This window comes from Streptomyces sp. CA-181903 (genome assembly GCF_050937075.1).
GTDB lineage: Bacteria > Actinomycetota > Actinomycetes > Streptomycetales > Streptomycetaceae > Streptomyces.
Genome location: NZ_JBNJLY010000001.1, coordinates 6,145,898 through 6,166,473 on the forward strand (window position 1 = coordinate 6,145,898; position 20,576 = coordinate 6,166,473).

A 20,576-nucleotide genomic window follows, 5' to 3' on the forward strand; every position below is an offset into this window, starting at 1 on the left:
CGGGCTTTGGGCGTGGTATCCGGTGGCCGCTCCCGACAATTGCGGTGTCGGGAGCGGCCTCCCTACAAGAGGGTCATGAACTGTGATGCCGCTGCTGAGACGCAGGATTCGAGGAGTAGTCGCACGGCGTCACCTCGATGCTGCCATAACCACCTCCCTGCGTCGGTGCCGCGCTTCTTCAGCCGGTGCCACGGGCCTTGATCCATTGCTGGTGGCTCCTCCTGCGCCACGCGTCCTGCGAGGGTTCGGTCCCAGGACGCCCGGCTGCGGGAGGAGCATGGTCGGCCGTGTTGAACACTGTCTCATGGCGTCGATCGCTGTGGAGTGCATTCCAGACACTCGCTACAGCGGACGTATCCGAGTTGTAGCTACAGACGTGTCCGAGTTGGACAGCCTTTCCCGCCCCCGGCTCATCGCGACGGCCGGCGCCGCACCAGGATCGTGAGCGTGGCGCGGGCGTCGCGGCGGCGGTCGGGGTTGCGGGAGGCGACCGAGACGAGTGCGACGGTCAGCAAGGTCGTGGTGTAGGTGAGGCCCGTGGCGGCGGCCAGGGCGGTGGCGTCGGTCAGCAGGGCGGGCAGTGCGGGCATGGCGGTTCCCCTCCGAACGAGCCGCCCGGCGGGACTTGTGCCGGGCAGCGGGTGCGGTGGTTGTCTCGTGTCCGGCAAGTTTCCGGCTACTTCTGTGTGATCGGCGGGCGGCGTATAGCCTGCTGAGGGGCCCGGAAAAAAGTGTCCGGGACGTTGGCTGCGAGGAGGCGGCTTGAGCTCCGGAAGCGCCCGGGCACGGCTCGGTGCCATGTTGCGGAAGCTGTACCACGATGCTCAGGCGGAGCGGGGGCCGATCTCGCTCAACCGCATCAAGGCGGACACGGGATTGGCCACTTCCACGGTCAACAACTGGCTGGACGAGGCCAAGAAAGGGGCTCCGAAGACGCGTAGGAGCCAGGAAAACTACCGGACTCTGATCTCTTACTTAGAAGAGAAGCTGGGTCGACCATGCTTCCGTCCGGAACAGTGGGAGCTGGCCATCGCAGCTGCGGTGGCCGAGAGTCGCAGCAACCGGGGCGGTCGGCCGGTGAGACGCCCACGACCCGCTGGTCCCGCCCCCTTCCGACGTCCACACAACGCTCGGGCCCGCCTAGTCCCTGAACTCATCGGCCGCGAGCAAGAGGTTGAGGAGCTGGCCGAGCGGTCCCGCTGCGGTCCGGGCTACTCGGCGCTGGTCGCGCCTCCTTGGGCCGGCAAGACCGCCCTGTTGGCAGCCTTCGTCACTGGTCACGTGCCCGATGACGTGGACGTGGTGAGCTACTTCATCCGTCACCCGTCCCGTGCGAGCACCGCTCAGGCTTTCCTCGACACGATGGCGACCCAGCTCGGGGACCTGGTCGGCGGCAGGAGGACGCGAGTCGAGGACGAAGCGGCGCTCTTCGCGCTGTACGAGAAGGCCGCGCAGACGAGCCTGTCACACGGGCGGAGCCTCTTTCTGGTGGTCGACGGCCTCGACGAGGATGCCGGCGCGGGCCTCGGCCGTCAGAGCATCGCCTCGCTCCTGCCGAAGGCACTGCCACCAGGAATGCGGGTGCTGGTCAGCGGAAGGTGGTATCCGCCCGTACCGGCCGACGTGGACGAGGACCATCCGCTGCGGACAGCCGACATCATTCCGGGTTTCCGCCCGTCGCCCGTCGCGCAGCGCCTGCGGGAGGAGGCTCTCCAGGATCTGACCGTGCTGTTGGCGCAGCCTGTGGGCAAGGAGGTCGTCGGGTTCCTCGCCCTGGCTCATGGCGGTCTCGGTTATGGGGACCTGGCGGAACTGCTTGAGCGCGGCGGGCACGCGCCGGTGCCGGAACCGTTTGACCTCGAGTACATGTTGCGCAACGTAGCGGGGCGAGGGCTGGCGCCCGAGGACCTGGATCCGGGCAGCTACGTCCTTGCGCATGACGAGCTGGTCAGCACGGCCGTGCATCAGCTGGGCAGCCGTACGCTTGCTTCTCTGGAACAGCGGTTGCACGACTGGGCCGACAGTTACCGCACGGAAGGGTGGCCCCCGAACACTCCTCTCTACCTGCTGAACAGCTACCAGGAACGCCTCCGCAGCACCGACGACATCCCCCGGTTTCTCACCTTCGCACTGGACCACCGCCGTCAGTTGCGTCTCGCCGACCTTTACCGAGCCGACCTCGCCTTGGCCTCGCTCGACGAAGTGGCACGTCTGAGGCCGACGCCCGAAGTGCTGGCCCAGGTCGCCGCCTCGCGGTATTTCCTGGAGCGAGAGGACCGGACGGCTCCGCGTGCCGTGGTGCGCGCCTTGGCGCTGGCCGGGGACATGGCGCGGGCGAGGTCGCTCGCCCTCACTCCCAAGGACCCCGCCTCCAAGGCGGTGCGGCTGATGGTGGTGGTGCGGGAGCTGCTGGGCCGGGATGAGGCGATGGCGGCCGAACTGGCGCGTGAGGCCGCCCGATTGGCCGAAAGGGCTCGGTACCAGGACGCGTTGCGGGCTCCGGCGGAGGAGCTCGACGTTGAGGGGGTCATCCCGGAGGCGGCCGCCCTGCTCGCGGACGTTGGGCAGCCGGACGAGGCCATCCAGCTGCTGGACACCATCGACGTCAGCCTCCCGGGCCACTTCGCCGCAGCGGCCGAAGCGGCGTCCCGGCTGCTCGGCTCCCATCCCGAGTTCGCCGCCGAGCTGCTGGACGAGGTGACCGACGAGGCCGACCATCTGGCGTTCGCGGGGGAGGAACAGCAGGCCGTCGCCGTGGAGATGTGGATCGCCGTGGCCCTGGCCGACCCGGCGAGGGCCGAGCCGCTGCATCGCCGGGTGACGGAACTGGCCCTGGCGCTGGACGTGGAGACCGTCGGACCGGTGGCCGTCGACTGTGCCGCGCTCGCCGCTTCCGCGCTCGCGCAGGCCGGGTCGGACGAGGCGCAGGGCTTGGCCGACGCAGCGCACGACGGGATGCGTACGCTCCTGACAGGTCCGGCGGACGACCGTGCCGGCGAGACGCTGCCGAGAGTGGTCCGGAGCCTGCTCGACGTCGACGGTTCGCCGGATCGGGCGCGTCGGCTCCTCGACGAGGCGCCCGAGGAGGTCACCACCAGGGCCCGGATCGTGCTCGACGGACAACCCGACGAGGCGAACGAGATGGACCGGCTGCTGGCGGAGATCAGGCATCACGCCGATCGTGGTGCGGGCCCCGAAGCGCGGGATTGCCTGGCACGGATCTTCAAGTGGTCGCGGGAGGGGAGTGGGGAAACGGCCATCGACTGGCTGCCGTCCCTTGCCGAGGCTCTGGTCCGTGACGGCGACCAGGGTTCGGCGGAGGTCCACGCCCTGGCGGCCGGAGAACCGGACTCTGCTGTGCGCGTCCGGATCCTCACCCACGCCGCCCTCGCGCACGCCGATGTGGGCCGACTCGACGAGGCGTTGCGGTGTGCGGAGGCAGCGGAGTCCGTGGCAGGGGGATCTCCGTGGCGTGGGGAAGCGGCGCCGTGGACGAGGAAACATGCCGTGTACGGGGACTGGTGGCGCAGGCGTTCGCGCACGCGGGGGCGGCCGAGCGGGCGGAGGGGTGGGTCGCGTCGGACGTGAGGAGCGGATGGGAACGCCGCTACCGACGGCGGGTGGAGTTGGCCGTCAAGGTCGGGCTCACCCCGGGGCCATCGTTCCGGGCGTCAAGCGACGAGGGTTGCTGGATGGTAGCGCCGGCATCATGGATGCCCTGTTCCGCATCGTGGCCGGAACCTCGGACGACGCCGACTTGCTCATCGTCGAGGACGAGGCGACGCGTGCGCCGGAACCCGTCCTCGTCACGGGGCTCGCCCTGGGGTATGCCACGCGGGATGACACCGAAAGCGTCCGCCGTGTCACCGACCTCCTGACGGTCCCGGACCAGCGGGCCACGGCCGTGGCCGCGGTGGCCGCCCATCTGCTGGGTGTTCCGGCCCACCTCGATCTGGCCGCCACCGCCGACGACGAGTGGGCGATCTCCGTACTCCGTGTGCTCGCCCTGCACGCGCTGCCGGCCGCCACGGCCGACCACGCCACAGCGAAGGACCTCGTCCACCAGCTCCTCGGAACGGCCGGTTGGTACCGGGCCCTGCCGGTGCTGGCGGGCAGGGTGCCCGATGCCGTCCACGTGGTCGTCGACGTCCTCGACCACCACCGGGAGGTCAAGGGAACGGCGACGTCGTGACCGGCAGGGACTGATCGACCGCGGGAGGGCATGGGCCCGGCTTGCGACGGGAAGAGCGCGCGCCGGGCCGGCGGCGCGCGCCTCGTAGCCGTTCCCTACGGCACCCGCGCCGTCCACTCCTCCGAGGAGAACTTCGTCTCCGCGAGTTCGACCGCGCGTGCCATCTCCTCCTCCGTCACCGAGCCCGTCGTCAGGCCGTAGCGGCCGCGGAAAGAGTCGATCATGCGGTCGATGACGGTGGCGCGGGGGAGGCCGGTTTGGCGGCGGAGGGGGTCTACGCGCTTCTTGGCGCTCTTGGTGCCCTTGTCGGAGAGTTTTTCGCGGCCGATGCGGAGGACGTCGAGCATCTTGTCGGCGTCGATGTCGTAGGCCATGGTCACGTGGTGGAGGACGGCGCCGTCGCCCGAGACGACGCGCTTCTGGGCGGCGCCGGCGATCTTGCCGGCTTCGGTGGCGATGTCGTTGAGGGGCTGGTACCACGCTTTGACGCCCATCTCCTCCAGGGCGCCGAGGACCCAGTCGTCGAGGTACGCGTAGCTGTCGGCGAAGGAGAGGCCCTGGACGAGGGCGTCGGGGACGCAGAGGGAGTAGGTGATGGTGTTGCCGGGTTCGATGAACATGGCTCCGCCGCCCGAGACGCGGCGGACGACCGTGATGTCGTGCCGGGCGGCGCCCTCCGCGTCCACCTCGTTGCGGAGGGACTGGAAGCTGCCGATGACGACGGCGGGGGAGCCCCACTCCCACACGCGGAGCGTCGGCGGGCGTCGGCCCGCGGCGACCTCGGTGGTCAGGACCTCGTCGAGGGCCATGTGGAGGGCGGGGGACTGGGGGCCGTCGTGGATGAGCTGCCATTCGTAGTCGGCCCAGTCCGTGGCCTGGGCCAGGGCGCGGCGGACGGCGATGCCCACGGCCTCCGAGGTGAAGCCGAAGAGGACCGCGTCCCGCGGCAGCGTTGCGTCGATGCGGGCGGCGAGTCGCGGCGCGGGCAGGTCGGCGGGGGCGCCTTCCAGGGCGCGGTTGATGTCCAGGAGCGCCTCGTCCGGTTCGAGGAAGAAGTCGCCGGCGACGCGGACGTCGCGCAGCACCCCGTCCCGTACCTCCAGGTCCACGACGACGAGCTTGCCGCCCGGCACCTTGTACTCACCGTGCACGACGCATCCTCCACCCAGGTCTCCGGCCGGCCGCTCGGCCGGTCGTCCCGTCAACGGTAATCGTCGTCGGCGAGGAGGCGGACCGGTGTCGCGTTCACCTGCCCGCCGTCCCCCGGCCACCTCCACGGGCCCGGTTGTCGGTGGGGCATGGTTCGATGGGGGTATGATCGATGACTTTCTCGCAGGGGACCTGACCGACGTCGAGGAAGCGGTGCGCAAGGCCGCCGCTGCCGAGATCATGCCGCGCTTCCGGCAGCTCGCCGCCCACGAGGTCGTCGAGAAGAAGGGGCCGCACGACCTGGTGACGGTCGCCGACCGGCTGGCCGAGGAGCACCTGACGGCGTCGCTCACCGCGCTGCTGCCCGGGTCGCGGGTGGTCGGCGAGGAGGGGGTGCACGCGAATCCGGCCGCGCTCGACGCGCTGCACGGGGACGATCCGGTGTGGATCGTGGACCCGGTCGACGGCACCCGGCAGTTCGTCCACGGCGACCCCGGCTTCGCCACCCTCGTCTGCCTGGCACACCGCGGCGAGCTGCTCGCCTCCTGGACGTACGCGCCCGCGTCGGACGAGATGGCGACGGCGCGTCGGGGCGGCGGCGCCTTCCTCGACGGGACGCCCCTGCGTCCCGGCCCCGCCACGCCCGGCGCCGAGCTGCGGGTCGCGATATCGCACTACGACTTCACCACCGACCACGAGAAGCGCATGCTGGCGCGGCTCGACACGCCCGGCGTGGCGCCGCGGCCGTGCGGCTCGGCCGGTCTGGAGTACCTGAACGTGGCGCGGGGCACGGTCGACGCGGTCGCCTTCACCTGGCCCAACGCCTGGGACCACGCGGCCGGGCTGCTGCTGGTCGCCGAGGCGGGCGGGGCGAGCGGGACGGTGGCGGGCGTGCCGTTCCGGATCGGCGGGGGCAACACGATGCCGTTCTCCGCCGCGCGGGACGCCGGGACGCTCGCCCGTATTCTGGGGCTGCTGGCGGCCTGACCGAGGTCGCCGGGCGGCCTGACCGAGGTCGCCGGGTTCGTCCTGTCGGTCCGCGAGCCCGCGAGCCCGTGAGTCCGCGAGCGTGTAAGCCCGAGAGTCCGCGAGCCTCACAAGCCCGTGGGCCCGCGAGTCTCACAAGCCCGCGAGCCCGCGAGCCCGCGAGCCCGTGAGCCCACGCGTTCACGAGCCCGCGAGCCCGCGAGCCCACAATCCCACGAGCCCACGCGTCTACGAGGGGAGTCCGCCGGTGCCCACCATGCTCGACGCCGTCGTCGTAGGGTCCGGCCCCAACGGGCTGACCGCCGCCGTGGAACTGGCCCGCCGCGGCCTGTCCGTCGAGGTCTTCGAGGCCGCCGACGGCATCGGCGGCGGCGCTCGCACCGAGGAGCTGACCCTCCCCGGCTTCCGCCACGACCCGTGCTCCGCCGTGCACCCGCTCGGCATCGGCTCGCCCGCGTTCGAAGGCATGCCGCTGGCCCGGCACGGCCTGGAGTGGCTCCACCCCGGGCTGCCGATGGCCCACCCCTTCCCCGACGGGTCGGCCGCCGTCCTCTCCCGGCGCGTGGGCGAGACGGCCGCCTCCCTCGGGGAGCACGACGCGGGTGCGTACCGCCGGGCGGTGGAGCCCTTCCACGGGAAGTGGGACGCCCTCGCCCGGGACTTCCTGCGCACCCAGTGGGACGGGCTGCCCGGGGATCCGGTGGGCTACGCCCGGTTCGGGCTGTCGGCGGGGCTGCCCGCGGCCGTGTACGTGCGCCGGTTCCGCGACGCCAAGGCGCGGGCGCTGTTCGCCGGGCTGGCCGCGCACGGCATCGCGCCGCTCACCGGTCTCGGGACGGCCGGCATGGCCCTGATCTTCGCCCTGGCCGCGCACGAACGCGGCTGGCCCGTGCCGCGCGGCGGTTCGCAGGCCATCGCCGACGCGCTGGCCTCGTACCTGCGCGAGTGCGGCGGCGCGATCCACACCGGCTTCGAGGTGCGGCGGCTCGACGAACTCCCGCCCGCCCGCGCCTACGTCTTCGACACCTCGCCGACCGCTCTCGCCCGGATCGCCGGGCTGGGCGACGCCTATCGGGGCTTCCGCTACGGGCCCTCCGTCTTCAAGATCGACTATGCGCTGTCCGGGCCGGTGCCGTGGCGCGCCGACGCGGCGCGGCGGGCCGGGACCGTGCACGTCGGTCCCACGTACGGGGAGATCCGCGAGGCGCTGAGCGCCGCCGTCCACGGGCGGGACCCCTCCGTTCCCTTCCTCATCACCGCTCAGCCCAGCATCGTCGATCCCAGCCGTGCGCCGGAGGGGCAGCACACGTTCTGGGTGTACGGGCATGTGCCCAACGGGTGGCGCGGGGACGCGACGGATGTGATCGAGCGGCAGATCGAACGGTTCGCTCCCGGGTTCCGGGATCTGGTGCTGGCGCGGTCGGTGGCGGGGCCGCCGGCGCTCGCCGCTCGCAACGCCAACTACGTCGGCGGCGACATCGCCTGTGGTTCGGTGGCCGGGTTGCGGCTGCTTGTCCGGCCCAAACTGGCCCGGGTGCCGTACGCGACCGCCCATCCCGCCGTTTTTCTCTGTTCGTCGGCGGTGCCGCCGGGGCCGGGGGTGCATGGGATGTCGGGGCATCATGCGGCCCGGGTGGTGTGGGGGAGGTTGCGCGGGGCGCGGTGAGGTGTCCAGGTCCCTCCCCCAGAGGGGCCCCCATTCATCGTTTCTGCGGGGGCGAGCACCCCCGCCCCCCCCCGAAACCGCGCTCCGCGCGGTTGTCCTCAAACGCCGGACGGGCTGGAATTCGCCCTCACGCCGCCGCCCGCAGGTCGGCCAGCAACTCGGCGCGCAGCGCCGCCGGGTCGGTGCCGAGCGCCCGGAGCGCCTTCACCGTCGACGGATGGCCGACGGTCAGCACGCCGAGGACGACGTGCTCCGCGCCGATCCGGTTCTCCCTGCGGGCGAGCGCTTCCCGCAGGGACTGCTCCAGGGCCTGCTTGGCGTCCTTGGCGAACGGGATGTGATGCTGCCGGGGGCCCTTCGCGACGCGGAACGGCCACCTGCGGGACGACGCCTCTTCGTCTTCGTCCGCTCCGTCCGGCGCGCGGTCCAGCGCCCCCGGCCCGAAGGCCCGTTCCGCGCGGGCGCGTACGGCCGAGAGGTCGATGCCCAGCGAGCGCAGCGCCTCCGCGTCGTCCTCGCCGAGCTCCGCCGCCGACCGGATGGCCTCCCGGCACGCCTCGACCGTGATGCCGAGGCGGGCGAGGGTGGCTCCGCCCGGCGATTCGGGGCGGCCGGCGACGGCGGCGAGGAGGTGCTCGGCGCCGATCCGGGAGTGGCGGAGGAGGCGTGCCTCCTCTTGGGCGCCGATCACCGCGAACCGGGCTTCCTTGGTGAACCTTTCGAACATCGTCGTCTACCTCCGGGCGTGCTTCTTGTGGACTGCCTGCCTGCTCACACCGAGTTGGACGCCGATCTCCTCCCACGACCAGCCCAGCCTGCGGGCGTTGTCGACCTGGAGTGCCTCGAGTCGTTCGACCAGCCGCCGCAGCGCGGCGACGGCGCGCAGCCCCACGCGGGGGTCGGTGTCCATGGCGGCCTCGGTGGTGCCGACCGCGTCTTTCGCGTCTGTTCCGGCCATGTGTCAACCATGGATGACGCGGCCGCCATTCGTCAACCATCATTGACACGTCGCCCGCGGTCGACGCCCATGTCGGATTTCCGCCAGCCCCGCGCGCCGTCGGCACCGATGCTTGACCGCATGCACACCGACTTCGACCGTTGCGTACGGGCCGCGCGGTCCAAGGACCCCCGGTTCGACGGCTGGTTCTTCACCGCCGTCCTCACCACCCGTATCTACTGCCGCCCCAGCTGCCCCGCGGTCCTGCCCAAGGACCGGAACATGAGCTTCTATCCGAGCGCCGCCGCCGCGCAGCAGGCCGGATTCCGGGCCTGCAAGCGCTGCCGGCCCGATGCGAGCCCCGGCTCGCCGCGGTGGAACGAACGGGCCGACGTCGTCGCCCGCGCCATGCGCCTGATCGCCGACGGGACGGTCGACCGCGAGGGCGTGCCCGGCCTCGCCGCCCGCCTCGGCTACAGCGCCCGCCAGATCGAACGCCAGCTCCTCGCCGAACTCGGCGCCGGGCCGCTCGCCCTCGCCCGCGCCCAGCGCGCGCAGACCGCCCGCGTCCTCATCGAGGCCGGCGAACTCCCCATGGCCGACGTCGCGTTCGCCGCCGGCTTCGCCTCGGTCCGTGCCTTCAACGAGACCGTACGGGCCGTCTTCGCCCTGACGCCCACCGCGCTCCGGGCCCGCGCCGGACGCGGCCGGCCGGCCGCCGCGCCCGGCGTCCTCACCCTCCGCCTGCCGTTCCGGGCCCCTTTCACCCCCGACAACCTCTTCGGCCACCTCGCCGCCACCGCCGTACCCGGCGTGGAGGAGTGGCGCGACGGCGCGTACCACCGCACCCTGCGCCTGCCGTACGGCCACGGCACCGTCAGCCTCCGCCCCCTGCCCGACCACATCGCCTGCCGCCTCGCCCTCTCCGACCAGCGCGACCTCGCCGGGGCCATCAGCCGCTGCCGGCGCCTGCTCGACCTGGACGCCGACCCGGAGGCCGTCGACGCGCTGCTGCGCACCGACCCGCACCTCGCGCCGCTGATCGACAAGGCGCCCGGACGCAGGGTGCCGCGCACGGTCGACGCCGAGGAACTCGCCCTGCGGGCCATCCTCGGCCAGCAGGTCTCCACCGCCGCCGCCCGCACCCTGGCCGCCCGGCTGGTCACCGCCCATGGCACGCCCGTCGAGACGTCCGGCGGTACTTCCGGAGGGCTCAGCCACCTGTTCCCGTCCACCGAGGCCCTGGCCGCCCTCGACCCCGCGTCCCTGGCGATGCCGGCCGGCCGCCGCGCCGCCTTCACCCGCCTCGTCACCGCACTCGCCACCGGCGACCTCGACCTCGGAGTCGGCAGCGACTGGGGCCGTGCCCGCGCCCGGCTCGCCGAGATACCGGGCATCGGCCCCTGGACCGCCGACATCGTCGCCATGCGGGGCCTCGGCGACCCCGACGCCTTCCTCCCGACGGACCTGGGCGTCCGCCGGGCGGCGACCGCGCTCGGCCTGCCGGCCACCCCCGGCGCCCTCACCCGCCACGCGGCGGCCTGGCGGCCTTGGCGCGCCTACGCGGTCCAGTACCTGTGGTCCGCGGACGACCACCCGGCGGCCCGGATGCCGGGGCATCCCCGGGAGGGGCTGTGACGCGGGCGGGATGCCGGGTGGCCGTGCGGGCCTGGCGTACGGCAGGCGGCGTACGGTGTGCGCGCCCCAGTCCCTCCCCCCGGAGGGGGCGCGTCACGTCGCCGATTCCCGGGACCGCGCCCCCGAATCCCGGCTTCCGCACCGGCCGCCCCGCGACCCATACCGTTCTTCCCGGCCGGGAGCCGGCACCGACAAGGTGCGCGACCTCCGGTGACAGCATCCGGACCCCACGGCGTACCCTCCGGCAGTACGAGTCCGGCCGCCCGCCCCCGGGAACCACCCCCACCCGTCGACCGCCCGTCCCCGACACCCACCGAACGGAAGCGAACGGATCACCCATGTCTGCCGTAGACACCGCCGCCGTAGACACCGCCGCCGTCCACACCGTCATCGACAGCCCCTACGGGCCCCTCACCCTGGTGGCCGCCGACGGCACCACACTCTCCGGGCTCTACGTCCTCGACCAGCGGCACCGGCCGGGCGACGAGGGGTTCGGGCACCCCGATCCCGCGCCGTTCGGCCAGGTCGCGCGCCAGATGGCGGCGTACTTCGAGGGGCGGCTCACCCGCTTCGACGTACCCCTGGACCTGCGCGGGACCGCGTTCCAGCGCCGGGTCTGGGCCGGGCTCCTGGAGATCCCCTACGGGGAGACGATGTCCTACGGGGAACTGGCGCGGCACATCGGCGCGCCCAGCGCCTCCCGCGCGGTCGGTCTGGCGAACGGGAAGAACCCCGTGTCGATCATCGTGCCCTGCCACCGGGTGATCGGCGCCGACGGCAGCCTCACCGGGTACGGCGGCGGGGTGGACCGGAAGCGGCGGCTGCTGGAGCTGGAGGGAGCGCTGCCGTCGGCGGATCGGCAGGACGCCCTGTTCTAGCCCTCCGGTTCCAGGCGGTGTCCGATCCCGTTCCCTTCCAGTCCCCTTCCAACCCCCTGGCGTGTCCGATCCGGTTCCAGGACGTGTCCGGTCCGGTTCGTTTACGAGGGTGTGTCCGATGGGACGGACGCGGCAGTCCCCCCGGTCGGGTGGTTTGGGAACCGACTCCTCGCTGTCACGCCGAACCGGCCGGGAAAATGGCCCCGTTGCAGCCGCCGGGAGCGACGTCCGGCCCGGCGGGGTCGAAGGGGAGGGAACCATGGTGGGAACGAAGTGGTCTGCCGTTCCATGGGGCATGGCGCTGACTCTGGTCACCGCCGTGACCGCCGTCGCGGCACCGGCGGCTGCCCATGGCCGGGCGCCCGACCGGGCCCGGCCGTCCCAGCGCGTCGTGCTCATGAACGCGGACACCGGCCCTCGGACGGTGAAGTTGGGCGACGAGGTCGAAGTCCGGCTCACCGGCCACCGCGAGCACGGGCTCACTTACTCCTGGAGCATTCCGGTGTCCAGCGACTCCACCGTTCTCCCGGGTACCGCCGGGAGTGAGACACCGAGCGGCAACGCATCGGCGGTCTTCCCCGCGGAACACCGTGGCACCGCCACCATCACCGCGCAACAGCACTGCCGCGCCGACCCGGGCCACTTCTGTTCGCACCGAATCGAGCAGTGGACGGCCACGGTCGAAGTGAAGTGACCCTCTCGACGAGGACCGGCCTCCGGGGCCGCCCGGACCACCGCCCGAGCCACCACCACGGCGCAGGCCGCCCGTCGCCCCGGGCAGGGCCCCGGCCCGTCAGTCCGCCGCGCCGCCGCCCTCCCACCGCCGCAGCAGTGCCGGCAGTGCGGTCCCGATCGGCTCCCGGATCACCTCGTCCGCCCGCTCGTCGTACGGCGTCGGCTCGGCGTTGACGATGATCAGCCGGGCGCCGTGGTCGGCCGCCAACCCGGCGAGCGCCGCCGCCGGGTTGACCATCAGGCTCGTGCCGACCGCGAGGAAGACGTCGCACGCCTTGGTCACCGTCAGGGCGTCGCCGAGCACGGCGGGGTCCAGCGGCTGCCCGAACATGACCGTCGCCGACTTCAGGATGCCGCCGCACGCCTCGCACGCCGGGTCCGGGTCGCCGGCCGCGACGCGCTCCAGCGCAACCTCCATCGCCGACCGCGCGCCGCACTCCGTGCACACCACCGAGCGGGCGGAGCCGTGCAGTTCGAGCACCTTGCGGTCGGGCAGCCCGGCGGCCTGGTGCAGGCCGTCCACGTTCTGGGTGATGACCCGGACGGGGGTGCCCGAGCGTTCCAGCCGGACGATCGCCTCGTGGGCCGCGTTCGGCCGGGCCCGGAGGGTGGGGGCGTCGCGGCGCATCAGCCAGGAGCGGCGCCGGATCTCCGGGTCGTTCATGTAGAACCCGTAGGTGACGAGCTTCTCCGCTTCCGGGTCGCGTCGCCAGAGGCCGTTGGGACCGCGGTAGTCGGGGATGCCTGAGTCTGTGGAGACGCCTGCTCCGGTGAGGATCGCCACCAGGGGGTTCTTCGCCATGCGGTGAGGGTACGCAGCGGCGTCTCGCCGGGCGAGCGGAAATGGCCGGGCGCGCTGCGCGCGCCCGTGGGGGCGGCCCCCGCACCCCCCGAAAGCGGCTTCGCCGCTTGTCCTCAAACGCCGGACGGGCTGGTGGAGCCAGACGGGCTGGAGTCGTCCGCCGACAGGCTGTCCATGAACGAGCTCACCGAGAACACCGCCCGCCCCGGCCCCGCCGGCCCGTACCCGGGCGGCGACGACAGCCCGAACTCGTCCATCGTCGCCCGGTAGGTCTGCAGCAGCCGGATGTGGTATTCGAGCGGCGCGCCCTGCGGGTTGGAGCGGCCGAGCGGTGTCGTCGGCTCCGGGCACCAGGTGGTGAAGCGCGGGGTGATGCCGCGGGACATGAAGAACCGCAGCCCCTCCGCCGTCGAGTCGACGGCCTCGCCGACCGTAGTGAAGCCGGCCGGAGCCGCCATCTCCACGCCCGCCACGAAGTTGGGGATGACGTTCCGCGGGCCGAAGACCTCGGCCGAGTCCAGGATGCGGCGGTGCCACTCGTCCCGGCCGACGTAGCGCTCCTTGCCCGGGCAGTACAGCTCGAACAGACGCCGGTCCCACACCTCGTAGTTGGGGTGGTAGATGCGGATCCCGTAGTCGTGGAACCGCTGGACGTCCGCCTTGGGCAGCGCCTGGGCGACGACCTTCCCCGTCCAGCGGCCGGGGAAGCGCTCCTCGATCGCCTGCGCGTAACGCCCGTAGAAGTCCGCCTCGGTGAGCCCGTCCACCCGCGAGGTGATGGAACCGCCGGTGAGGGTGTACGCGCGGGAGGCGCCGGCCGTGTCGTGCCTGTCGATGATCTCCAGCGCCTCCAGCACCTCCTCCACCGACTTCACGCCCGTGTACGGGCGGCCGGCGGCCTTGTGCTGGCGCCAGTTGTGGTTGATGTCGCAGTACTGGCACTCCTCCTTGGCGCCGAAGTACTGGCAGACCCGGAAGACCGTCAGGTAGATCAGGTAGCCCCACTGGATGGTCGGGGCGACCTCCATCACGGACTTCCCGTTGGCGAGCGTGTGCCGGTAGTAGTCCGGCATCGGCGGCAGGCCCACGTCCGCGATGTGCCGGCCGTCCAGCATCAGGCCGAGCGCCCCCTCCGGGGTGACCCCGACCCGGTACGGCGACTGGGGGTTGACCCGTACGGAGACGACGGTGCGCCGCAGCCCGTAGGGGCCGCCGGTCAGAACGATCTCCTCCGGCGGCCGGCGCAGGGCGGCGGCACCGAGTTCGGGGAGGGTGCGGTGGTCGAAGGAGAAGATGAAGTAGGACTTCGGTTTGACGTCGCCGCCCTCCTCCCCGGTGAGCGCGGACTCGTCGAAGGCGACCCCGCCGCGCAGCAGGTCCTCCTTGATGACGGCTTCCCGCGGCACCCCGGGGAAGCGGTCCATCAGGTCCTCGACCTCTTCCGTACGGCTGCGTCCCATGACCGCTCCCTCTTCCCGTCCCTCGTGTCCCGCCTCGTCGTCCACGCCCCGCCCGGCCGCACCCGCCCTGGTCGGGCCGCGCCGGGCCGGAAGCTGCCGCCCCGGCGCGGGCAACGACGCGCAACGGAGTGCGCCGGGGCGGCACTTGCGCCGCCCGGAGCGACCGCCTGACACCCCTCGGGATGCCCGACGGCGATCGGGCGGCACCCCGCCGATGCTAGCGCGCGGGTACGGGACGCCCGGGTCCTAGGTCTTTCGCCCGATATGGCGGATACGACGGACACCAGGCATGCCGTCACCCGACCGGGCGGGCGGCTCCCGGCGCCTCGTGCCCCGCCGAAGCCCGCTCCCGCACCGGATGGCGGCGCAGCCAGTCGAGTACCTGCTCCGCGTGCCGGTCCGGCGGGAACACCGGGTAGAAGACGTGCTCCACCAGGCCGTCCAGGACGATCAGGGTGAGCCGGGTGAACAGCCGCCGCCCGTCCGCCTCGAACGTCGGCAGCCGCAGTTCGTCCGCCAGCCGCAGCCCCGGGTCGGAGAGGATGGTGAACGGCAGTCGCAGGCGCTCGACGACTTCCCGCTGGTAGGCGGTGTCCTGGCCGGACAGGCCGTGGACCCGGGCCGCGCCGGCGGCCGTGAGTTCCTGGTGGTGGTCGCGGAAGCCGCAGGCTTCCGGGGTGCAGCCGCGGGCTCCCGGGATGTTGTTCCAGCCGTCGGGGAGGTCGGTGCCGGGCCGCCCGGTGAGCGGGTACACGTAGATCACGGACCGGCCGGGCCCCAGCGCGTCCAGGCGGACGGAACGGCCGTCCGTGCCCGGGAGTTCGAGCGGTGGCAGGGCCTGGCCGGGCAGGGTGTCGCAGGCGCCGTCGTCCTCGGGGACGGGCAGGCCGGCGGGCAGGCGGTTGAAGTCGTGCATGGCGTCTCCCTCTGGCATGACGTGTCCCTCGTGTATGACGTCTTCCTCGTGCGTGACGTGCATGACGTCTCCCTCGTGCATGGCATCTCCCTCATGCGTGGAATGTCCGGGTCGCTGCTGTGCGGCGGGAGCGCCGCCGCGGTGGGCGGCCTCGTGCAGCCGGGCGGCCAGCGCGGCGCGGCGGGCGGCGAGGGCGTCGATGCGCCGGGTCAGGTCGTCGATCGCCGCCCGGTAACCGGCCAGCGAGGCCGGGCAGTCGTCGGCGTGCGGGCGCCCGGCCGCCAGGCAGTCCAGGAAGGGACGGGTGTGCTCGACGGGGATGCCGAGCCCGTTGAGGTCCCGGATCTCGCGGATGACCCGGACGTCGTGCTCGTCGTAGTCGCGGTAACCGTTCGCCAGCCGGGCGGGTGCGACCAGCCCCAGCCCCTCGTAGTACCGCACCGCCTTGACCGTCACGCCCGCCCGCCGGGCGGCGTCGCCGATCCTCATGACCCGATCCCCATGACCGACCCGATCCCCATGACCCGCCTCCGCTCTCGTCATCCGGAGGCTAAACCCTGCCCCCGGGGCAGGGTCAACCCGTCACGACGACGGCCGCCCGTCGTCCCCTTCCCCCGCTCCCGCGCGCTCTCCGCCACCCGCCGCAGCCGCGGGTGGCGGACCGGCCCCTGCTCGGTCATCGCCTCCCCGACCATCGTCCGCAGGGCGTCCCGCAGCCCGTGCAGCGCGTGGTGCCGGGCCGGTCCCGCGCCCGGGTCCGCGCGCAGCTCGGTCAGCAGTGACCAGCACAGCGCCAGCATCACCAGGACGAACGGCAGGGCGACGAGGATCGTCGCGGACTGCAGCGACTTCAGCCCCCCGGCCACCAGCAGCACCGCCGCCACGGCGGCCATCAGCACGCCCCACGTGACCACCAGCCAGTTCCGGGGATGCAGGGCGCCGCGGCTGGTGAGGGAGCCCATCACCAGGGACGCGGAGTCGGCGCTGGTGATGAAGTACGTCATCACCAGCAGCATCGCGATCCACGAGACCAGGGTGGCCAGCGGCAGCGTGTCGAGCAGGGCGAACAGCGACGCCTCCGCGCCCTGCGCGACCGTCCCGGCCATGTCGGCGGCGCCGGTCATGTCCAGGCGCAGGGCGCTGCCGCCCATGACGCAGAACCAGACGATCGTCGCGCCGCTGGGCACGAGCAGGACGCCGATCAGGAACTCGCGGATGGTCCGGCCGTGCGAGATCCGGGCGATGAACGTGCCGACGAACGGCGCCCAGGACAGCCACCACGCCCAGTAGAAGACCGTCCAGGCGCCCAGCCACGCGGAGTCGGTGAAGGCCCCGGTGCGGGTGGCGAGGGTGACCAGGTCGTGGAGGTACGAACCGGTGGCGGCGGGGACGGTGTTGAGGATGAAGACGGTGGGGCCGAGGAGGAAGACGAACAGCATCAGGCAGGCGGCCAGCGCGATGTTGAGGGTGCTCAGCCACTTCACGCCCTTGTGCAGGCCGGAGAAGGCGGAGAGCACGAACGCGGCGGAGAGGGCGCCGATGACGACGAGTTCGACGGACGTCGAGTCCTTGATCCCGGTGGTGATGTTCAGCCCCTTGGCCACCTGGAGGGCGCCGAGGCCCAGGCTGGTGGCGGTGCCGAAGACCGTCGCGAACACGGCCAGCAGGTCGATGATCCGGCCCGGCCAGCCGTCCGCCCGCTCCGCGCCCAGCAGCGGGACGAAGACGGAGCTCAGCCGGTTGCCGCGGCCCTTGCGGAAGCCGGCGTAGGCGAGGGCGAGTCCTGCCATGCCGTAGATGGCCCAGGGGTGCAGCGTCCAGTGGAAGAACGAGTACTCCAGCGCGGTGCGGGCGGCGCCCGGCGAGTCCGGGGCGACGCCGCTGCCCGGCGGCGGGGAGACGAAGTGCTGGAGCGGTTCACCGACCCCGTAGAACATCAGGCCGATGCCCATGCCGGCGCTGAACATCATCGCGATCCAGGCGAGGTTGCCGAACTCCGGCCGGTCGTCGTCCGCGCCGAGCCGGATCCGGCCGAAGCGGCTGAACGCGATGACCACGCACAGCACGAGGAACACGTCGGCCGCGATGACGAACAGCCACGCGAAGTTCGACAGCACCCAGCCGAGGGCGGCGGTGGAGACCCGGTCGAAGGAGCGTTTGCCGAGCGCCGCCCAGGCGACCACCGCCAGGACGGCGGCGGCGCCGACGGCGACCAGGGGCGGGTCCGGGCGGTCGTCCCGCGACGAGGGGGGCGAGGGGGACGCGTCGGTGGTCTCGGTGCTCATGACGCCCCACTATGGCCGGATTCGGGGCATTCCCCGGGCTGGCACGCCGCCCGGAGGGATGGGCACCGCTCCGACCGCCCGGATAGGGTGCGCGGGCGCGGCGCGACGCGGCACCGGACGACACCTGGAGACAGAGGGGCAGCGGATGACCGACGCACATGTGCTCATCGCCGCGGACAAGTTCAAGGGCTCGCTGACGGCCGTCGAGGTCGCCGCCCACCTCACGGCCGGACTGCGCCGGGCGGCGCCCGGTCTGGACGTGACGGCGCTGCCGGTCGCCGACGGCGGTGACGGGACGGTGGACGCGGTGGTCGCGGCGGGGTTCACCCGGCGTATGACCCGGGTGACCGGACCGCTCGGCGAGCCCGTCGAGGCGGCGTGGGCGCTGAGCGGTTCCACGGCCGTGGTCGAGATGGCCGAGGCGTCCGGCCTCCGCCACGTACCACCGGGGCGGCGGGCGCCCCTGACCGCCACCACGTACGGCACCGGCGAGCTGCTGCGGGCCGCCCTCGACGCGGGCGCCCGGCGGATCGTCCTCGGCGTGGGCGGCAGCGCCACGACCGACGGCGGGGCCGGCATGCTCGCCGCGCTGGGCGCGCGGTTTCTCGACGCCTCGGGGCAGCCCCTGGGGCCCGGTGGCGGGGCGCTCGCCGCTCTCTCGCGGGCGGATCTGTCCGGGCTGGACGGGCGGCTGGCGGGAACGGACGTCGTCCTCGCCTCCGATGTCGACAATCCGCTGACGGGTCCCTCGGGGGCGGCGGCGGTCTACGGCCCGCAGAAGGGGGCCTCTCCGGAGGATGTCGTCGCGCTGGACGCCGCTCTCGGGCGGCTTGCGCGCGTCCTGGACCCGCCCTGGCCTCCGCCCCGGGCGCCGGTGCCGCCGGGGGGCTGGGGTACGGCGCGCTCGTCGGGCTCGGGGCCGTCTTCCGGCCCGGGATCGAGGTGCTGCTCGATGTCGTCGGGTTCGAGGAGGCGCTGGCCTGTGCGGATGTGGTGATCACGGGGGAGGGGTCGCTGGACGCGCAGACGCTGTACGGGAAGGCGGTGCAGGGGGTCGCTACGGCGGCGCGGGCGCGGGGGGTGCGGGTGGTGGCCGTGTGCGGGCGGCTTGAGCTGGGGTGGGGCGATCTGGCCGTGCTCGGTGTCGGGCGGGCGTACGCGCTGTCCGATCTTGAGCCGGATCCTGAGCGGTCGATGGCCGGCGCCGGGCCGTTGCTGGAGCGGGTGGGGGAGCGGATCGCTCGCGAGGCGCTCGGCTGAGCGCCGGGGGGTTCGCCCCGGTCCCGCCCTTTCTCCGTTTCCTGCGGGGGCTGCGCCCCCGCAGGAAACGGAGAAAGGGCGGGACCGGGGCACGAAAAAGGCCCCGGGCATCCGCCCGGGGCCTCAAACGAAAAACGAACTACGGCAGCTGCGCTGCCCGCGCCTCGCGGCGGTTGTCGCGGAAGGTGTTCACCCGCCGCGCCGTCGCGAAGAGCGGAATCACCGCGCCAAGCACGACCTGAAGCGCACACCCCGTCTGAAGCAGCAGCTCCCCACCCGGCGCGTCAAAGGCCCAAGCGGCCAGCAGCCCCATGCTGAGCACGATCCAGCTGAGCATGGCGACGGCCAGTCGCCCGCGCGGCTTGGGGTACTCGACGCGGCTCACCATCAGCCACGCGACGCCCACGATCGCCAGCAGGGTCGGCACGAAGGGCAGCTCCAGGAGCACCACGGAAACGACCGTCAGCGCGCCGAACGGACTCGGCATGCCCTGGAAGATCCCGTCACGCAGCGTGACGCACGAGAAGCGGGCGAGCCGTAGGACGACCGCCAGCAGCACCACCACCGCCGCGACGGCGGACACCTTCTGGTGCGCGCCCTGGGCGACGACGCCCCAGACCACCACGAAGTACGCGGGGGCGAGGCCGAAGCTGATCAGGTCGGAGAGGTTGTCCAGCTCCGCGCCCATCGCCGAGCTGCGCAGCTTCCGCGCCACCAGGCCGTCGAACAGGTCGAAGACGGAGGCGAGCAGCATCAGCATCACCGCGGTGGCGGCGTTGTTGCGCGCCATGCCGCCGTCCTCGTTGTTGGTGAGGTGCGGGATGAGGATGCCGGTGGTGGTGAAGTACACCGCCATGAAGCCGCAGATCGCGTTGCCCAGGGTGAGGGTGTCCGCTATCGACAGCCGCGTGGAGAGCGGCATGTCGTCGACGTCGTCCTCGGGTTCCGCCTCCGGAACCCAGGTGGCCTGTGTATCGGGATCAATCACGGTCAAGACGGGTCACTCCTGCTGTCGTGGCCTGTCCCACCTCGACGGCCGCCTCGACGCCCTCCGGCAGGTAGACGTCGACGCGCGAGCCGAAGCGGATCAGACCGATGCGCTCGCCCTGCTCCACCTTGGTGCCCTGGGGCACGTAGGGGACGATGCGCCGGGCCACGGCGCCGGCGATCTGCACCATCTCGATGTCGCCGAGCTCGGTGTCGAAGTGCCAGACGACGCGCTCGTTGTTCTCGCTCTCCTTGTTGAACGCCGGAACGAACCCGCCGGGGATGTGCTCGACCGACGTCACGGTGCCGGCCAGCGGCGCGCGGTTGACGTGGACGTTGAGCGGGCTCATGAAGATCGCGACGCGGGTGCGCCCGTCCTTCCAGGGCATGATGCTCTGCACCACGCCGTCGGCCGGGGAGATGACCCGGCCCTGGGCGATCTCGCGTTCCGGGTCGCGGAAGAACCACAGCATGCCGGCCGCCAGCGCGGTCGTCGGCACGGCGAGCGCGGCCCAGCGCCCGGAGCGGCGGGCGCGGGTGAGGCTGACCGCCGCCGTGGCGACGGTGGGGAGGAGCCACGGCGATGCTCCGCGCGCGAGGCGTACACCGAGGAGGCTGTCGCGTGGTGCAGAGGTAGAGCTGTGGGGCATGGGTGACCTTCGTAGCGGAGGGTGCCGCATAGCG

Annotated in this window: 17 protein-coding genes and 1 pseudogene; 8 read left to right on the forward strand and 10 right to left on the reverse strand. The window is 72.7% G+C overall.

From position 1 onward, the window contains the following. Positions 1-410: 410 nt before the first annotated feature. Positions 411-590, reverse strand: coding sequence for a hypothetical protein (locus ACQEVS_RS27355; RefSeq protein WP_433024507.1), 180 nt, complete (start codon positions 588-590; stop codon positions 411-413). A 172-nt stretch (positions 591-762) separates the two neighbouring features. Here ACQEVS_RS27355 and ACQEVS_RS27360 point away from each other — a divergent pair, with 172 nt between their 5' ends. Both ACQEVS_RS27360 and ACQEVS_RS27365 read left to right on the forward strand, forming a co-directional pair. Beyond that, complete coding sequence (locus ACQEVS_RS27360; protein WP_433024509.1) at positions 763-3,588, forward strand: hypothetical protein; 2,826 nt, start codon at positions 763-765, stop codon at positions 3,586-3,588. A gap of 121 nt (positions 3,589-3,709) precedes the next feature. Then, a complete protein-coding gene (locus ACQEVS_RS27365) occupies positions 3,710-4,192 on the forward strand; it encodes a hypothetical protein (RefSeq protein WP_433024511.1) in 483 nt (160 codons plus the stop codon). A gap of 95 nt (positions 4,193-4,287) precedes the next feature. On the opposite strand, the gene ACQEVS_RS27370 is transcribed toward ACQEVS_RS27365, so the two are convergent. Further along, entirely contained in the window at positions 4,288-5,343 is a 1,056-nt protein-coding gene (locus ACQEVS_RS27370; RefSeq protein WP_433024513.1) for a lipoate--protein ligase family protein, read from the reverse strand. A gap of 163 nt (positions 5,344-5,506) precedes the next feature. Here ACQEVS_RS27370 and ACQEVS_RS27375 point away from each other — a divergent pair, with 163 nt between their 5' ends. Then, on the forward strand, positions 5,507-6,328 hold the full coding sequence (locus tag ACQEVS_RS27375) for an inositol monophosphatase family protein (RefSeq protein ID WP_433024515.1): 822 nt from the start codon (positions 5,507-5,509) through the stop codon (positions 6,326-6,328). A 247-nt stretch (positions 6,329-6,575) separates the two neighbouring features. Beyond that, positions 6,576-7,994, forward strand: coding sequence for a phytoene desaturase family protein (locus ACQEVS_RS27380; RefSeq protein WP_433024517.1), 1,419 nt, complete (start codon positions 6,576-6,578; stop codon positions 7,992-7,994). Positions 7,995-8,121: 127 nt separating this feature from the next. Here ACQEVS_RS27380 and ACQEVS_RS27385 read toward each other — a convergent pair whose 3' ends face one another. Both ACQEVS_RS27385 and ACQEVS_RS27390 read right to left on the reverse strand, forming a co-directional pair. After that, complete coding sequence (locus ACQEVS_RS27385; RefSeq protein ID WP_433024519.1) at positions 8,122-8,721, reverse strand: Clp protease N-terminal domain-containing protein; 600 nt, start codon at positions 8,719-8,721, stop codon at positions 8,122-8,124. Positions 8,722-8,727: 6 nt separating this feature from the next. Continuing rightward, on the reverse strand, positions 8,728-8,952 hold the full coding sequence (locus ACQEVS_RS27390) for a hypothetical protein (protein WP_433024521.1): 225 nt from the start codon (positions 8,950-8,952) through the stop codon (positions 8,728-8,730). A gap of 120 nt (positions 8,953-9,072) precedes the next feature. Between ACQEVS_RS27390 and ACQEVS_RS27395 the strand changes: the two genes are divergently transcribed. From ACQEVS_RS27395 to ACQEVS_RS27405, 3 genes are all read left to right on the forward strand, one after another. Continuing rightward, positions 9,073-10,569, forward strand: coding sequence for a DNA-3-methyladenine glycosylase 2 family protein (locus ACQEVS_RS27395; RefSeq protein WP_433024523.1), 1,497 nt, complete (start codon positions 9,073-9,075; stop codon positions 10,567-10,569). A gap of 338 nt (positions 10,570-10,907) precedes the next feature. Next, positions 10,908-11,447, forward strand: a complete 540-nt coding sequence (locus ACQEVS_RS27400; protein WP_433024525.1) for a methylated-DNA--[protein]-cysteine S-methyltransferase — start codon at positions 10,908-10,910, stop codon at positions 11,445-11,447. 259 nt (positions 11,448-11,706) lie between these two features. After that, entirely contained in the window at positions 11,707-12,141 is a 435-nt protein-coding gene (locus ACQEVS_RS27405) for a hypothetical protein (RefSeq protein ID WP_433024527.1), read from the forward strand. Positions 12,142-12,240: 99 nt separating this feature from the next. Here ACQEVS_RS27405 and ACQEVS_RS27410 read toward each other — a convergent pair whose 3' ends face one another. The 4 genes from ACQEVS_RS27410 to ACQEVS_RS27425 form a co-directional block, all read right to left on the reverse strand. Next, positions 12,241-12,984 (reverse strand): SIR2 family NAD-dependent protein deacylase, encoded by a 744-nt coding sequence (locus ACQEVS_RS27410; protein WP_433024529.1) that lies wholly within the window; start codon positions 12,982-12,984, stop codon positions 12,241-12,243. 113 nt (positions 12,985-13,097) lie between these two features. Beyond that, positions 13,098-14,444: a radical SAM protein gene (locus tag ACQEVS_RS27415; protein ID WP_433024531.1), complete on the reverse strand. Its 1,347-nt coding sequence runs from the start codon at positions 14,442-14,444 to the stop codon at positions 13,098-13,100. Between the two features lie 295 nt (positions 14,445-14,739). Then, positions 14,740-15,849 (reverse strand): MerR family transcriptional regulator, encoded by a 1,110-nt coding sequence (locus ACQEVS_RS27420; protein WP_433024533.1) that lies wholly within the window; start codon positions 15,847-15,849, stop codon positions 14,740-14,742. A 50-nt stretch (positions 15,850-15,899) separates the two neighbouring features. Continuing rightward, on the reverse strand, positions 15,900-17,645 hold the full coding sequence (locus ACQEVS_RS27425) for a BCCT family transporter (RefSeq protein WP_433024535.1): 1,746 nt from the start codon (positions 17,643-17,645) through the stop codon (positions 15,900-15,902). Between the two features lie 145 nt (positions 17,646-17,790). Here ACQEVS_RS27425 and ACQEVS_RS27430 point away from each other — a divergent pair. After that, positions 17,791-18,905 (forward strand): annotated as a pseudogene (locus ACQEVS_RS27430) (glycerate kinase). Between the two features lie 139 nt (positions 18,906-19,044). Here ACQEVS_RS27430 and pssA read toward each other — a convergent pair. Next, positions 19,045-19,899 carry a CDP-diacylglycerol--serine O-phosphatidyltransferase gene (pssA, locus tag ACQEVS_RS27435; protein WP_004945535.1) on the reverse strand — a complete coding sequence of 285 codons (855 nt, stop codon included), beginning with the start codon at positions 19,897-19,899 and terminating at the stop codon, positions 19,045-19,047. Next, positions 19,886-20,542: a phosphatidylserine decarboxylase gene (locus ACQEVS_RS27440; protein WP_004945532.1), complete on the reverse strand. Its 657-nt coding sequence runs from the start codon at positions 20,540-20,542 to the stop codon at positions 19,886-19,888. Before ACQEVS_RS27440 ends, pssA begins: the two co-directional genes overlap by 14 nt. Positions 20,543-20,576 lie beyond the last annotated feature (34 nt).